This is a genomic window from Pseudoduganella sp. UC29_71 (genome assembly GCF_042693265.1).
GTDB lineage: Bacteria > Pseudomonadota > Gammaproteobacteria > Burkholderiales > Burkholderiaceae_D > Rugamonas.
Genome location: NZ_CP170549.1, coordinates 3,431,073 through 3,443,846, shown reverse-complemented (window position 1 = coordinate 3,443,846; position 12,774 = coordinate 3,431,073). Strand labels below are relative to the sequence as shown.

The following is a 12,774-nucleotide window of genomic DNA, read 5'->3' as shown; positions in this document are numbered from 1 at the left end:
TGCCGGCTACTCCTGGTCCTGCTGCTTGCGGTAGACCAGCCAGCCGGCGACGGCGGTGAACAGTGCCACGATGGTGGCAACGATCCAGAAGCCTTCCGGGTCCTGCGCCATCGGCACGCCGCCCACGTTCATGCCCAGCAGGCCGGCGATGATATTGATGGGCAGGGCCAGCACGGTGACGATGGTCAGCACGTACAGGCTCTGGTTGTTGCTCTCGTTGACCTGCGCCGCGATTTCTTCCTGCAGCAATTTGATGCGCTCCTGCAGCGACGCCATGTCGTTCAACACCACCGCGAATTCCTCGGTGGCGGCGCGCAGTTCTTCGCTGTCCACGTCCGCCACCCAGGCCGGCGGTTTTTGCAGCAATCGGAACAGGGCAGCCGGTTCAGGCGCGAGCAGGCGGCGCAGGCGCACCAGTACGCGCCGCAGCGAACCCAGGTCGGTGCGCTTGCGCTTCAGCTTACCCTGCAGCAGATTGTCTTCGATGCCGTCCACCCGGCCGATGGCGTCGCGCACGATCTTCACCAGCGCGTCCGCCTGGTCGCGCAGCAAATGCGTCAGCAGCTCGACCGGCGAGCGTATCGGCTCTCCGGCGCGCACCGCCTGGCGCAAGCCTTCGATGGCCTTCAGCGGCTGGCGCCGCGCGCTGATCACGACCTGGCGGTCCACGCTCAGCCACAGCGTGGCGATGTCGGACGGATCGAAGGAAAAGTCGTGCACCACGTCGTTGACAACGGCGATCAGGGCATTGTCGGCCAGTTCGATGCGGGTCGAGCGCTGGCCCTCGTGCAGGCTTTCATAGAACTCCTCGGCCAGCACCACGTGCTCCTTCATCCATTTCTCGCTGGCGGTGTTGGCCAGGTTGAAGTGCAGCCAGATGAATTCGCCCTCGTGGTGGCCCGGCTGGTCCAGCCATTCCTGCGCGGCGCCGGCTTCGATCGGCAAAGGCTGATGGTCGCGGCCGAACAGATAGCCGCAGACCAGGCCGGATTGGTCCGATCCGTAGGCAGGCGTGTTGATCAGCATGGGCATCTCCAGGGTTGAGTGCCGCAAGCATAGCAAACTGCTGTTGCCGGTGGAAGCCGCCAGGCCGCTTACCAGAGGTGATGGACATGCGGGGCGATGCGCTCGGCATAGATGCGGCGCAGTTCCGACATGACGTCCGCGCAAAGGGCCGGCAGCGCGCTTGCGCGGGCGTTGGACTGCGCTTGCGAGGCGTTTTTTGCGCCGGGGATGACGGTGCTCACGGCGTCTTCCATCAGTATCCAGCGCAGCGCGAACTGCGCCATCGTGGCGTCGCCCGGCACCAGGCGGCGGATTTCTTCGACGGCTGCCAGCGCCACCTCGTAAGGCACGCCCGAGAAGGTTTCGCCTTTGTCGAAGGCTTCGCCGTTGCGGTTGAAGGCGCGGTGGTCGTCGGCGGCGAAGGCGGTGGCGGCGTTCATTTTCCCTGTCAGCAGGCCGGAGGCGAGCGGCACGCGCGCGATCACGGCGACCTGGCGCCGCTTCGCCTCGGCGAAGAACAGCCCGGCCGGACGTTGGCGGAAGATGTTGTAGATGATCTGGACCGATTGCACATTCGGGTATTCGATCGCCTTCAGACCTTCTTCGGCCTTTTCAACCGACACGCCGTAGTGGCGGATTTTGCCATCGGCCACCAGCTGGTCCATGAAGCCGAACACTTCCGGCTGATAATAGATCGACGGCGGAGGGCAGTGCAGCTGCACCAGGTCCAGGCACTCCGTTTGCAGATTGCGTAGCGAGCGCTCGACGTAGGCGGTCAGGTTGGCCTTGCTGTAGGCTTCCGCCACGTGGGGCGACGAGCGCCGGCCGATCTTGCTGGCCACGAAGGGCCTGGCGCCGCCGCGCTCCTTCAGCACTTCCGCGATGATCTGCTCGGAACGGCCGTCGCCGTAGACGTCGGCGGTGTCTATGAAGGTCATGCCTTCGTCCAGTGCCGCGTGCAGGGCTGCTTTCGCGTCCTCCTGCCAGACGTCGCCCCAGGCGCCGCCGATGGCCCAGGCGCCGAACCCGATTTCCGACGCGCTGCGGCCGGTCCGTCCAAATACTCTTTGCTTCATGAGGCGCTCCTTTATGCAAGCCCGTAGTTATAGCCGGTATTGCGGGCACCGTGATAGCATTTGGAGGTGATTATGATTCATCCTCCGAGTGAAAGTAGTTCATGTCCATATTCGATCGGATCGAGCTGTCCGACCTGCGGGTTTTCCTCACTATTATGCGCACCGGCAGCTTCAAGGGCGCGGCCATCCAGCTGGGATTGACGCCGTCGGCCGTCAGCCATGCCATGCGCAGGCTGGAGGAGCGGCTCGGCGCCAAGCTGCTCAACCGTTCCAGCCGCGCCGTGGCGCCCACCGATACCGGCCGCTCGCTGGCGCTGCGCCTGGAGGAAGGCTTCGACAAGATCGGCCTGGCGCTGGCCGAACTGGATGCGCCGGGCGCGGGCCGGTACGGCGAACTGCGCGTCAACGTGTTCGCGGACGCGGCGCACCTGCTGATCACCCCGGCCATACCGGAGTTCGCGCGGCTCTGCCCGGAGGTCCGGCTCACCGTGGTCGTCGAGGATCGGCCCATCGACATCGTGGCGGAGGGGTATGACGCCGGTATCCGCTACGGGCACTACGTCCCGGAGGATATGATCTCCGTGCCCTTGAGCGGGCCGCAGCGCTGGGTTGTGGCGGCGGCGCCGGCCTACCTGGCGGACCGCAGCGCACCGCAGCATCCGGACGACCTGGCTGGGCATACCTGTCTGCAGCTTCTGCTGGGCGACAATTCGAGCTATAAATGGGAGCTGGCGCGGGGCCGGAACAAGTTCCGCATTCGCGTGCCGGGCGCAATCACCATCAACGACACGGCCACTTCCATCGCCGCCGCGAAAGCGGGTGTGGGGCTGGGCTATTTCCTGGAGCAGCGGATCGCAAGTGAACTGGAAGAAGGCAGCCTTCAGCTCGTGCTAAACGAGTACGCGGCGAAGGGCGAGCCGTTCCACATGTACTACAGCAGCCGGCGCCACAACCACCCCGCGCTGCGCACCCTGGTGAATATCATCCGCGCGCAGCAGGCGCTGGCCAAGCTGCGCTGATGGCTACTGCGCGACGACCTTGCCGAAGAAGCCGTACTGCAGGCTGGCGGCGATGCGGCGCGCGACGATGAGGAATTCGTCCGCCAGCGCCGGCTTGAACAGGCGGGCGGCCGTCATTTCAAACAGCGCGAGCCAGCGGCGGAAGTGCTGCGGTTCGATGCCGCTCAGCTGCATGTGGGTGCCGAACACATTGCCCTGGAATTCCTTGGTGCCCATCATCACGGTGCTCCAGAACTCCACCATGCGCGCCAGGTGCGGGTCCCAGTTGTCGCCGATGGCAGCGTCGAATACGGGGCCGAGCTCCGGATCGGCGCGCACGCCGTCATAGAATTGATGGACCAGGGCAGTGATGGTGGCAGTGCTCAGTTCTTCGTACTGCATGGCTTACTTTCTAGTTTATTTTCTGGCTTATTTTCGGACGGCGGCGGCGTCGGGCGGGGTGGGCGCGTTCAGCGCGGGGAAGCGGTAGATGCACCAGCCCACCGCCGCAGCCACGGCGACGATGATGAGGAAGGCGCCGGTGAGGGCCTGGTTGTCTTTCAGGTAGGCGTTGCATAGCTGCTCGGGCACATCCTGGTACAGCATGCCGCCGATGGCGGTCATGGCGCAGAAATTCCCGAGATAGAAAAGCTGGATGACGATGTTGGCGCGCGCGATAGAGGCGGGCAGCACGGCGCCCAGGAGCGCCCAGGAGGCGAACTTGGCCAGTTCATAGCCCGGCATGGTGAGGCTGAATTCGAGCGCACGCGGGATCATCCAGTAGGCGCTGATGAACAGCAGCGCGGTCAGGCCCGTGAGGCCGTGGCGGTCGTAGCTGGCCAGCAGGGCGCTGTCGCGGATGGCGCGGCCGCCCAGCAGCAGGCCGCCGAAGAAGATCATGGGAATTTGCGCCACCATGTGGCCCAGCATGGTCGCCTCCAGCGCGCCACGGAACAGGAAGGCGCCGCCCAGCAGCAGCACGCCGCAGATGCGGCTGAACAGCCGCAGGCGCGGGCTCATAGCGCGGCTCCGGCTGCCGCAGTGCGCGGTGCGGCCTGGGCTACCGGCGCAGTGCCGGCCGAGGCGGATGCGGGGGCGGGCGCAGGCGCGGCGCCGGCCATGGCGAGGGCGGTGTCGAGGGCGCCCGTGCCGTCGGTGAAGTCCATCACGCGCGCCAGCCGGCCTTGCTTGTCCACCAGGTGGAAGGCGGCGTTGTGTTCGAACTCGCCCAGCGGCGCGGGCAGCACGACGATGCCGAAGGTGTCCAGCACTTGCTGGCGCTGTCTGGCGTCCGGCATGGCGAGGAATTGCCAGCTGCCGGGCAGCGCCTTCTGCTTGCCGGCGTAATTGGCCAGCAGCTGCGGCGTGTCGCGCGGGTCGAAGCTGATGCTGAGCAGGCGCACCTTGTCCTGCAGGCCGCGCTGGCGCAGGGCGTCCTGCATCTGCTGCAGTTCGGAGCCCAATATCGAGCACATGGCATTGCACTGCGTGTAGATGAAGGTGACGATGGCCACGCGCGGATCGTCGCTGAGCGCCTGCTGCAGCGTGAGCGGCTGCGGCTGGCCTTCGGCGGCCACGACGCGCGCCAGCGGCAAGGTGCGCGGGTTTTTCGCGATATCCAGCCGCCGCCCGGCTTCGGTCGAAATGACGCGGAAGCCGGACGTGCCGGCGTACAGGGCCGCCGTGCCGAGCGCGGCAAGCAGCAGCAGGGCTGCGGTAGTGCGGTACGCCGCGCTGCGGCAGTTACCTGGGTTTTTCCAGCTCTTCATCACTTCCATCGGTCTTTGCGGGTCTTTGCGCTGCTTGCCATTATAAGCCGCACCCTTGAGAGTGAGCTTACCTCGCAAATGGGGGAGCTGAGCGATAAGATATATAATGAATGCGTCTTTGCGCATGCTACAGTAGAGGCTGCTCAAAAGCAATACTCGCCTTGCATCTTTCAATCCCGGACCGCCACGCCATGAGACTGACTTCGTTTACCGACTACACCCTGCGTTCGCTGATGTTTCTGGGCATGAATCGAGACAAACTGGTCACCATCCAGGACATCGCGGATTTGCACAACATCTCGAAGAACCACCTGACCAAGGTGATCCACCAGCTGGGCGTGAATGGCCTGGTGGAGACCGTGCGCGGGCGCAACGGCGGCCTGCGGCTCAAGCGCGAGCCGGCAGACATCAATATCGGCGCCGTGGTGCGCGGGAGCGAGAGCGATTTCTACATGGCCGAGTGTTTCGACGGCGAGCACAACACCTGCGCCTTCAACGGCGCCTGCTTCCTGAAGACCAAGCTGGAGGAGGCGACCGACGCCTACCTGACAGTACTGGACGGGGTGACGCTGGCGGACTTGCTGCCCAAGCGCGGCACACGGATGGAACAGCAGCTGCACCCGGTGCAGCTGCGCATAGCGAAGTCTTAAACCAGCAGGGCGGCGTTCATGGCCTCGGCGTCCTTGCCGGCCTGGGCCAGCAATTCTTCCATCATTTCCTCGTCGATGAACAGGTCGATCACGGATTCGGAGTGCGGCGGCAGGTCGCGCGGCGCCGCTTGCAAGGGCGAAGGCACCGGCGACAGGTGATTGGCCAGCAGCAGCGTGTCGAGCAGGGATTCCGGCGGAATCTGCAGGAAGCTGTCGCGCATGCCCTGGATGGCGGTGCTGACCGGCTCGGGGATGTTCAGCTTGTTCAGCACTTCGCGCGTGATGATTTCCTCGCTGGCCGGCTGCCAGTTGTCCGGATCGTCTTCCAGCAGGCCGGGGAACTCGTCGGCGCGCGACAGCAGGTAGAAATTGCCCACCTCGTGCACGATGGCGGCGAACAGCGCCGTATCCGGGTTGGTGTAGGTGACGTCGCGCGCGATGATGCGGGCCAGGCAGGCCACGTTGACCGTGTGCTGCCACAGCTGTTCGGCCTTGGCGCGCAGCGCCGGGTCGGCGATCTTGCTGCCGAACTGGCGCACCACCATGGCGGCGGCCAGCGCAAACAGGTTGTGGTAGCCGATGCGCATGATGGCGGCGCGCACATTCGTGACCTCCGGGCCGCCGGTGCGGTTGAACATGGCTGAATTGGCCAGCGCCACCGTGCGCGCAGCCAGCTGCGGCTCGGCCAGCACCAGGCGGATGGCTTCATCGATGGGGCATTCGGGGTCGTCCAGCGCGAGTTGCACGCGCAGCGCCGCGTTGACGCTGGTGGGGAAGACCAGGTCGCCGCGTATCGCCAGGGCGGCGATGTGGCCATAAGCTTCGAGTTTATTCATGCAAAAATTATACGCAGAGCGCGAAGGGCGCACAACGGCCAATCGCGCTGCGCGTCCGCTGGTGGTTGTGGCACAACGGCGGACGCGGCGGCGGGGGCGGCGGGTTACGCGCGGACCGCGCTAACCCGCCCTACGGGTGGGCGCACCCACGCGCGCAGCGGGGCGTGTTGCTCAGGCGTTGACGAGCTGGGGGGCGCGCTGGCGCGCTTCCTTGCTGTAGCGGCTCACGGACAGATCGTCGGCCAGGATGGCGGGGCGCTTGGCCGAGATGATGTCGGCCAGCAGCTGCGCCGAGCCGCAGGACATGGTCCAGCCCAAGGTGCCGTGGCCGGTGTTGATGAACAGGTTGCGCACGGCGGTGCGGCCGACGACAGGCGTGCCGTCCGGCGTCATCGGGCGCAGGCCGGTCCAGAAGCTGGCCCTGGCGGTGTCGCCGGCGCCGGGGAACAGGTCGTTGACCACCATCTCCAGCGTTTCGCGGCGGCGCGGGTTCAGCTGCGTGTTGAAGCCGGCGATCTCCGCCATGCCGCCCACGCGGATGCGGTCGTCGAAGCGGGTCACGGCGATCTTGTAGGTTTCGTCCAGGATGGTCGAGGCGGGCGCCCTGGCCGCGTCCACGATGGGCACGGTGATCGAATAGCCCTTCAGCGGGTAGACCGGGATCTTGACGATGTCCTGCAGCAGCTGGGTGGAATAGGAGCCCATGGCCACCACATAGCTGTCCGCGTGCACCAGGCCGGTGTCGGTGATGACGCCCTTGATCTCGCCGCCGTCCATGACCAGGCTGCGGATCTCGGTGTTGTAGCGGAACTTCACGCCCAGCTCTTCGGCCATGGCGGTCAGGCGGGTGGTGAACAGCTGGCAGTCGCCGGTTTCGTCGTTCGGCAGGCGCAGGCCGCCCACCAGCTTGTCCTTGTCCAGGCCAGGCTCGGCGCCCACCAGCTGCTCGCGGGTCAGCAGTTCGTAGGGCACGCCGGTTTCCTTCAGCACTTCGATGTCCTTGGCGGCGCCGTCGAGCTGCTGCTGGGTGCGGAACAGCTGGGTGGTGCCTTGCTGGCGGCCCTGGTATTCGATGCCGGTGGCAGCGCGCAACGCCTTGAAGCAATCGCGGCTGTACTCGGCCAGGCGCACCATGCGCTCCTTGTTCACCGCGTAGCGCTCGGCATTGCAGTTCTGCAGCATCTGCCACATCCATTGCAGCTGGAACAGGGTGCCGTCGGGCGTGATGGACAGCGGCGCGTGGCGCTGCAGCATCCATTTCATGGCTTTCAGCGGTATGCCGGGCGCCGCCCAAGGGGATGCGTAGCCGGGCGAGATCTGGCCGGCGTTGGCGAAGCTGGTTTCCTGGGCGGAAGCGGACTGGCGGTCCAGTACCGTGACGTCGTGGCCGGCCTGGGCCAGGTAGTACGCCGTGGTGACGCCGATAACGCCGCTGCCGAGAATCACGATACGCATAACGCTCCCTTATGGATTTTAATGGCTTGCGCCAGATATAACGCTATGATAAGTTGGTTGAGGTAGTGTTTGTTACTATAAAACTTCGGATATTCAGTAAAAAATCATGCGAACACAGAAGGAATCGGTCCGTAGCCTGGACAAGATGGACCGCAAGATCCTGCGCATCCTGCAGGAGGATGGGCGGATTTCAATGAAGGATTTGAGCGAGCAGGTGGGCTTGTCGATCACGCCTGCCATCGAGCGCGTCAAGCGCATGGAGCGGGACGGCGTCATCACCGGCTACCATGCGCGTATCGACCCGCCGTCGCTGGGGGCCAAGCTGCTGGTGTTCGTGGAAATCACGCTCAACACCAAGTCGGCCTCCATGTTCGAGCAGTTCCGGCGCGAAGTGCTGCGCATCCCGGAGGTGCAGGAATGCCACCTGGTGTCGGGCGACTTCGACTACCTGATCAAGGCGCGCATCCACGAAATGGCCGAGTACCGCAAGCTGCTGGGCGAGATGCTGCTGCAACTGCCGGGCGCGGCGCAGAGCAAGAGCTACGTGGTCATGGAAGAGATCAAGGAGACCTTGTTCCTGTCCACCGAAGCGCTCTAGCACACGATTCAGCGTTATCAAGGTTGCCACATCCGTAAGGGCCACTATAATGATTTCGACCGAGGCGCCACGGCGCTTCATCCCCGCCTGTTTGAAACTATGAGCTTGAGTACTGGATGGATGCCGACAAACCGATAGAAATCCGCACGCTGGACGAACACCTGTCCTCCGATCAAAGCTTCGGCTCGGCGCTGGCGCGCACCGTGGGCGCGCTGGCCGCCGCCGACGGCACCGTCACCCTGGGCCAGTTCGCCGCCGTCACCGACCTGGCCGGCGAAGGCAAGGCCTCCGCCGTTTTCACCGCCCTGGTCTTGAACGCCATCGAATCCGGCGTCAGCGTCGACTGGGCGCTCCATGCGCTGGCGCGCTGCTCGCCCGCCGTCGATCAACAGACCCGCGACCACGCTTATGCCATGCTGCGCCCGCTGGTGGCGCTGCAAGGCCCGAAAGCGCGCGCCATGGCGCAGCGCGTGGCCAAGGCGCTCGGGGTGCGCCTGCTCACCGACGAACTGGCCATGCTGCCGCCGGAGGACGAGCGCGGCCTGCTCAGCAACATCGGCCAGCAGGCGCGCAAGCTGGTGAAGGGGCGCGGCCTGGGCGACGTGGTGGCGGACTTCGGCCGCAGCACCGGCCACAACGAACTGCTGGACGGCGCGCGCCGCTTCCAGGGCGGCAAACTGGACCAGGACCAACTGCGCGCCATGGTGCAGCAGGCTGCGGCCAGCATCGGCCAGGGCATCAGCGCGTACCAGGAGCTGGCCGCCGGCATGGCCGCATCGGCCGCCAATGCGGAGCGCATGATGAGCGCGGCGCTGGAACTGCGCGACCAGGTGCAGCAGCGGCTGGCGCTGGTGGACGCGCGCGTGGCCTACGAGCGCAGCACGCTGTTCCAGGATATCGACGACGCCGTGCACGACGCCGGCAACGCCATCGAACTGGCCATTGCCGACCGCCTGGCCACCGACCAGTGGAAGGACGGCGAAGTGTGGGAAAGCATAGGCCGCAACCAGTTCGGCCAGGAGATGGAGCGCCGCCTGGACCGGGTGGTGCGGCGCAAGGAGGAGGCGCTCAAGCTGATGCAGCATGATTTGCGCCTGTTCCAGTCCGGCATGCGGCTGGGGCAGACCGGCGTGTTCCAGCGCGAGCACCACGCGGCACTGGCCAAGCTGATGCCCAGCCTGCGCATCGGCACGCGCTTCGTCAACACGGTCGATACTGCCGCCAGCCTCACGCTGATGGGCGGCGCCGTGGCGGCGGCGGGCACCGGCACTGCCGCCTACCTGTTCGGCGTGGCGGTGGTGATGCCGGTGCTGGCGCCGGCCGCGCCGTTTGTCGGCGGCGCGGTGCTGCTGGCGGGGGCATTCAAATGGTTCTCGGACGGCGGCAAGCGCAAGCGCTCCGAAATCCGCGACAAGCGCCGCGCTTTCGAGGAGGAGCTGCGCGCGCGGCTCAAGGTGGCCGAGCAGTCCTACCTGGCGCAGCTGGACGAGGTGGCGCAGGGCTTCCACGAATCGGCCCGCCAGATGCTCACGCCGCTCATGCTGGAAGCCGAAGCGGCCGGGCGCGTGCAGGGCATGCGGGAGCGCATTGCCGGCAAGGTGATCGCGCAGTCGCGCGCGGCCATCGCACAGCTCGAAGACCACCTGCGGCTGGAGTGATCAGCGCCGCATCAGTGCACCATGTTGCGCGCGATGATGGCGTCGGCCGCTGCGCTGGCCTGCTGTAGCGGCTGCGCCAGCGCGCTGGTGCTGTAGATCGGCGCTTGCGGCATCGGCGCGCCCAGCATGGCGCCGCCGGTGTTGCTGATGTCCACCTTCACCGTGGTGGACAGGCCGATGCGCAGCGGGTGCCTGGCCAGTTCCTGCGGCTCCAGCGCAATGCGCACCGGCACGCGCTGTACCACCTTGATCCAGTTGCCGCTGGCGTTTTGCGCGGGCAGCACCGAGAAGGCGCTGCCGGTGCCGGCCGACAGGCCCAGCACCTTGCCGTGGTATTCCACCTTGCTGCCGTACAGGTCCGCCTCCACCATGGCAGGCTGGCCGATGCGGATGTCGCGCAGTTCCGATTCCTTGAAGTTGGCGTCCACCCACAGCTGGTCCAGCGGCACGATGGACAGCAGCGGCATGCCCGGCGTGATGCGCGCGCCCACCTGCACGCTGCGCTTGGCCACGTAGCCGGACACCGGCGCCACGATGGCGTTGCGGCGCGCGGCCAGCCAGGCTTGCATGTAGTCGGCGCGCGCGGCCTGCACGGCCGGGTGCTCGGCCAGCGCTACGCCGGCCACGCCCGCGTGCGCCGCTTCGCTCTGTTTCAGCGCCACGTCGATGGCGGCCTGCGCGTTGGCGACGGCCTGGCGCGCATGCTCCACGTCCTCGCCGGACACGGTGTGGTCCGACGCCAGCGGCGCGCGGCGCGCCAGGTCGTCCTGCGCGTTCTTCAGGGCCAGCTTGCGCTGGGTGAGGGCAGCGTCATACTGGCCGACGTCGGCATAGCGCTGGCGCTCCTGGCGCACGGCCGCGCCGAGGCGGGCCTGGGCCAGTTCCAGCGCCACTTCGGCGTCCGCCGGGTCGAGCTTGACGATTTGGGCGCCGGCCTTCACCAGCTGGGTTTCATCGGCGCTGATCTCGGCCACATTGCCGGCCACCTGCGAGGACAAGGTAACGAGGTTGCCGCCCACGTAGGCATTGTCGGTCTCCTGCTGTTTGGACAGCACGGCTTGGTAGTAGACGGCGTAGGCCGCGCCGGCGGCGATGAAGGCCAGCGTGATGCCGGCCAGGACGCGGGCGCGCTTCCTGTTGTTGGCTGGGGCTGGGGCGGCGGTGGTTTTCGGGTGCGGTGGTCATGGCGGGCTCGGATTATTTCAGGGTGAATGCGGTGTCGGCGCGGTAGCCGCCGCCGAGGGAGTGGATCAGCGCGACTTCGGCCTGCAGCTGGATCTGCTGCAGGTGCAGGACGGCGTCCTGCTGGCGCAGCGCGTTCAGCTGCGCGGCCAGCACGGCGTGCTGGCTGGCCAGGCCGCCTTGCAGCTTGGCCTGCGCCGACTGCAGCAGGGCTTGCGCGGCGGCGCTGGCTGCGGCTTGCTCGTTGGTCTCGGCTTCCAGCGCCTGTACGGCGGCGGCGTCCTGCGCCACGTCGCGCACGGCGGCGACCACGGCGCGGTTGTATTCGGCCACCAGCGCGTTGCGCTCGCTGCGCGTGCCTTCCAGCTGCGCGGCCAGGCGCTTGCTGTCGAACAGTGGCAGCGTGATGGTGGGGCCGAGGAACAGCGTGCGGCTCGGGGCTTCCAGCAGGTGTTCGAGCGAGATCGAGTTCAGGCCGGCGGCGGCGCTGATGTTGATGTCCGGGTAGAACGCGGCCTTGGCGGCGTCGATGCGGCTCAGCGAGGCCTCCACGCGCCAGCGTGCGGCCTGCAGGTCGGGACGGCGCGCCAGCAGCTCCATGCCGAGCCGCGACGGCAGCGCGTGCGGCCCTGCAGGCAGCGCGCGCGGCTGCAGCGACGCCAGCAACTGCGCCGTGCCGGCGCGGGCTGCGGCGGTAGCGACGGCGGCAGCTTTAGCGCGCGGGGCGGTGGCATCCAACGCACCGGCGCTCGCCGCGCCGTCGCCGCCGAGCAGGGCGCGCAGGGCTTCGCGTTCGCGCAGGTTGTCGCCGTCGAGCTGGGCCAGCTGCTTCCTGAGCTGCGACAGTTCGCCACTGGCTTGCCGTTCTTCGTCGGCTACGCCCAGGCCGCGCGCGATGCGTTTGGCGGCGTCGTCGATCACGGCCTGCTGCGCGGCGATCAGCTGCGCCAGGTTGGCGCGCCGCGCCCAGCCGCCCTGCAGGCGGAAGTAGCTCTGCGCGATGGCGGCGGACAGCGCGCGTTCGGCTTGCGCATAGTCGGCCTGGTGGGCGTTGACTTCGCCCGCCGCCGCCGCCACCTGCGCCTTGTTGCGGCCCCACCAGTCGAAGTCGTAGCGCGCTTCCACGCGCACCGTCTCCTCGGTGAAGTAGCTGCCGCCGATGGGGGCGGGTAACAGGCCGGTGCCGGAGTAGCGCTGGCGGTTCATGCCGCCGTACGCGCCCGCTTCCAGTCCTGCGGCGGCGCGGGTGCGGTCCAGCGAGGAATGGGCCGATGCGATTTGCGCGGCGGCCGCGTCCAGGTCCGGGCTGGCGGCCAGGGCGGCGGCGATCAGGCCGTCCAGCTGGGCGTCGCCGTAGACGCTCCACCAGCGCGCTTCAGGCCAGCCGTCGCGCGCCAGCCTGATGTCGGCGGCGATGGCGGTGGCCGACACGTCGCGCTGCGCCAGCGGCGCGCTGCGTTCGGCGGGCACGTGGGCGCAGCCGGCCAGCGCCAGTGCCAGGGCCAAGGTGGTCGCTGCGGGGAGGGAGAGGTTTTTCGTCTTCATCG

General features: G+C 67.1%; 13 protein-coding genes. 4 read left to right on the top strand and 9 right to left on the bottom strand.

All coding sequences use genetic code 11. From position 1 onward, the window contains the following. Nucleotides 1-6: 6 nt before the first annotated feature. Both ACFJI2_RS15090 and ACFJI2_RS15085 read right to left on the bottom strand, forming a co-directional pair. Nucleotides 7-1,032 (bottom strand): transporter, encoded by a 1,026-nt coding sequence (locus tag ACFJI2_RS15090; RefSeq protein WP_181259849.1) that lies wholly within the window; start codon nt 1,030-1,032, stop codon nt 7-9. Nucleotides 1,033-1,094: 62 nt separating this feature from the next. Beyond that, nucleotides 1,095-2,081, bottom strand: a complete 987-nt coding sequence (locus ACFJI2_RS15085; RefSeq protein ID WP_377705759.1) for an aldo/keto reductase — start codon at nt 2,079-2,081, stop codon at nt 1,095-1,097. 101 nt (nt 2,082-2,182) lie between these two features. Between ACFJI2_RS15085 and ACFJI2_RS15080 the strand changes: the two genes are divergently transcribed. Continuing rightward, nucleotides 2,183-3,100: a LysR family transcriptional regulator gene (locus ACFJI2_RS15080; RefSeq protein ID WP_377705758.1), complete on the top strand. Its 918-nt coding sequence runs from the start codon at nt 2,183-2,185 to the stop codon at nt 3,098-3,100. A 3-nt stretch (nt 3,101-3,103) separates the two neighbouring features. Here ACFJI2_RS15080 and ACFJI2_RS15075 read toward each other — a convergent pair whose 3' ends face one another. From ACFJI2_RS15075 to ACFJI2_RS15065, 3 genes are read right to left on the bottom strand one after another with little or no spacing between them, the layout of a single operon-like run. Beyond that, nucleotides 3,104-3,481, bottom strand: coding sequence for a group III truncated hemoglobin (locus ACFJI2_RS15075; protein ID WP_107868402.1), 378 nt, complete (start codon nt 3,479-3,481; stop codon nt 3,104-3,106). 27 nt (nt 3,482-3,508) lie between these two features. Further along, entirely contained in the window at nt 3,509-4,099 is a 591-nt protein-coding gene (locus ACFJI2_RS15070) for a hypothetical protein (protein WP_377705756.1), read from the bottom strand. Continuing rightward, complete coding sequence (locus ACFJI2_RS15065; RefSeq protein WP_377705755.1) at nt 4,096-4,848, bottom strand: SCO family protein; 753 nt, start codon at nt 4,846-4,848, stop codon at nt 4,096-4,098. The genes ACFJI2_RS15070 and ACFJI2_RS15065 overlap by 4 nt, the downstream gene beginning before the upstream one ends. 191 nt (nt 4,849-5,039) lie before the next feature. Here ACFJI2_RS15065 and ACFJI2_RS15060 point away from each other — a divergent pair, with 191 nt between their 5' ends. Further along, complete coding sequence (locus ACFJI2_RS15060) at nt 5,040-5,498, top strand: RrF2 family transcriptional regulator (protein WP_377705754.1); 459 nt, start codon at nt 5,040-5,042, stop codon at nt 5,496-5,498. On the opposite strand, the gene ACFJI2_RS15055 is transcribed toward ACFJI2_RS15060, so the two are convergent. Together ACFJI2_RS15055 and ACFJI2_RS15050 are read right to left on the bottom strand one after the other, a co-directional pair. Beyond that, nucleotides 5,495-6,334 carry an HDOD domain-containing protein gene (locus tag ACFJI2_RS15055; RefSeq protein WP_107868406.1) on the bottom strand — a complete coding sequence of 280 codons (840 nt, stop codon included), beginning with the start codon at nt 6,332-6,334 and terminating at the stop codon, nt 5,495-5,497. The genes ACFJI2_RS15060 and ACFJI2_RS15055 overlap by 4 nt on opposite strands. A 171-nt stretch (nt 6,335-6,505) precedes the next feature. Continuing rightward, nucleotides 6,506-7,789: a D-amino acid dehydrogenase gene (locus ACFJI2_RS15050; RefSeq protein ID WP_377705753.1), complete on the bottom strand. Its 1,284-nt coding sequence runs from the start codon at nt 7,787-7,789 to the stop codon at nt 6,506-6,508. A gap of 106 nt (nt 7,790-7,895) precedes the next feature. On the opposite strand from ACFJI2_RS15050, the gene ACFJI2_RS15045 reads away from it, so the two are divergent. Then, nucleotides 7,896-8,387 (top strand): Lrp/AsnC ligand binding domain-containing protein, encoded by a 492-nt coding sequence (locus ACFJI2_RS15045; protein ID WP_107868408.1) that lies wholly within the window; start codon nt 7,896-7,898, stop codon nt 8,385-8,387. Nucleotides 8,388-8,503: 116 nt separating this feature from the next. Then, the gene (locus tag ACFJI2_RS15040) at nt 8,504-10,045 is read left to right on the top strand and encodes a hypothetical protein (protein ID WP_377705752.1); all 1,542 of its coding nucleotides are present in this window, start codon (nt 8,504-8,506) and stop codon (nt 10,043-10,045) included. A gap of 11 nt (nt 10,046-10,056) precedes the next feature. Here ACFJI2_RS15040 and ACFJI2_RS15035 read toward each other — a convergent pair whose 3' ends face one another. Beyond that, nucleotides 10,057-11,100, bottom strand: a complete 1,044-nt coding sequence (locus ACFJI2_RS15035; RefSeq protein WP_377705751.1) for an HlyD family efflux transporter periplasmic adaptor subunit — start codon at nt 11,098-11,100, stop codon at nt 10,057-10,059. A 142-nt stretch (nt 11,101-11,242) separates the two neighbouring features. Next, entirely contained in the window at nt 11,243-12,772 is a 1,530-nt protein-coding gene (locus tag ACFJI2_RS15030) for a TolC family protein (protein WP_377705750.1), read from the bottom strand. Nucleotides 12,773-12,774 lie beyond the last annotated feature (2 nt).

Excerpts from the sequence above, each read along its gene's own strand:
- ACFJI2_RS15090 (WP_181259849.1), bottom strand. The coding sequence starts at position 1,032 with ATGCCCATGCTGATCAACACGCCTGCCTACGGATCGGACCAATCCGGC.
- ACFJI2_RS15085 (WP_377705759.1), bottom strand. The coding sequence starts at position 2,081 with ATGAAGCAAAGAGTATTTGGACGGACCGGCCGCAGCGCGTCGGAAATC.
- ACFJI2_RS15080 (WP_377705758.1), top strand. The coding sequence starts at position 2,183 with ATGTCCATATTCGATCGGATCGAGCTGTCCGACCTGCGGGTTTTCCTC.
- ACFJI2_RS15075 (WP_107868402.1), bottom strand. The coding sequence starts at position 3,481 with ATGCAGTACGAAGAACTGAGCACTGCCACCATCACTGCCCTGGTCCAT.
- ACFJI2_RS15070 (WP_377705756.1), bottom strand. The coding sequence starts at position 4,099 with ATGAGCCCGCGCCTGCGGCTGTTCAGCCGCATCTGCGGCGTGCTGCTG.
- ACFJI2_RS15065 (WP_377705755.1), bottom strand. The coding sequence starts at position 4,848 with ATGAAGAGCTGGAAAAACCCAGGTAACTGCCGCAGCGCGGCGTACCGC.
- ACFJI2_RS15060 (WP_377705754.1), top strand. The coding sequence starts at position 5,040 with ATGAGACTGACTTCGTTTACCGACTACACCCTGCGTTCGCTGATGTTT.
- ACFJI2_RS15055 (WP_107868406.1), bottom strand. The coding sequence starts at position 6,334 with ATGAATAAACTCGAAGCTTATGGCCACATCGCCGCCCTGGCGATACGC.
- ACFJI2_RS15050 (WP_377705753.1), bottom strand. The coding sequence starts at position 7,789 with ATGCGTATCGTGATTCTCGGCAGCGGCGTTATCGGCGTCACCACGGCG.
- ACFJI2_RS15045 (WP_107868408.1), top strand. The coding sequence starts at position 7,896 with ATGCGAACACAGAAGGAATCGGTCCGTAGCCTGGACAAGATGGACCGC.
- ACFJI2_RS15040 (WP_377705752.1), top strand. The coding sequence starts at position 8,504 with ATGGATGCCGACAAACCGATAGAAATCCGCACGCTGGACGAACACCTG.
- ACFJI2_RS15030 (WP_377705750.1), bottom strand. The coding sequence starts at position 12,772 with ATGAAGACGAAAAACCTCTCCCTCCCCGCAGCGACCACCTTGGCCCTG.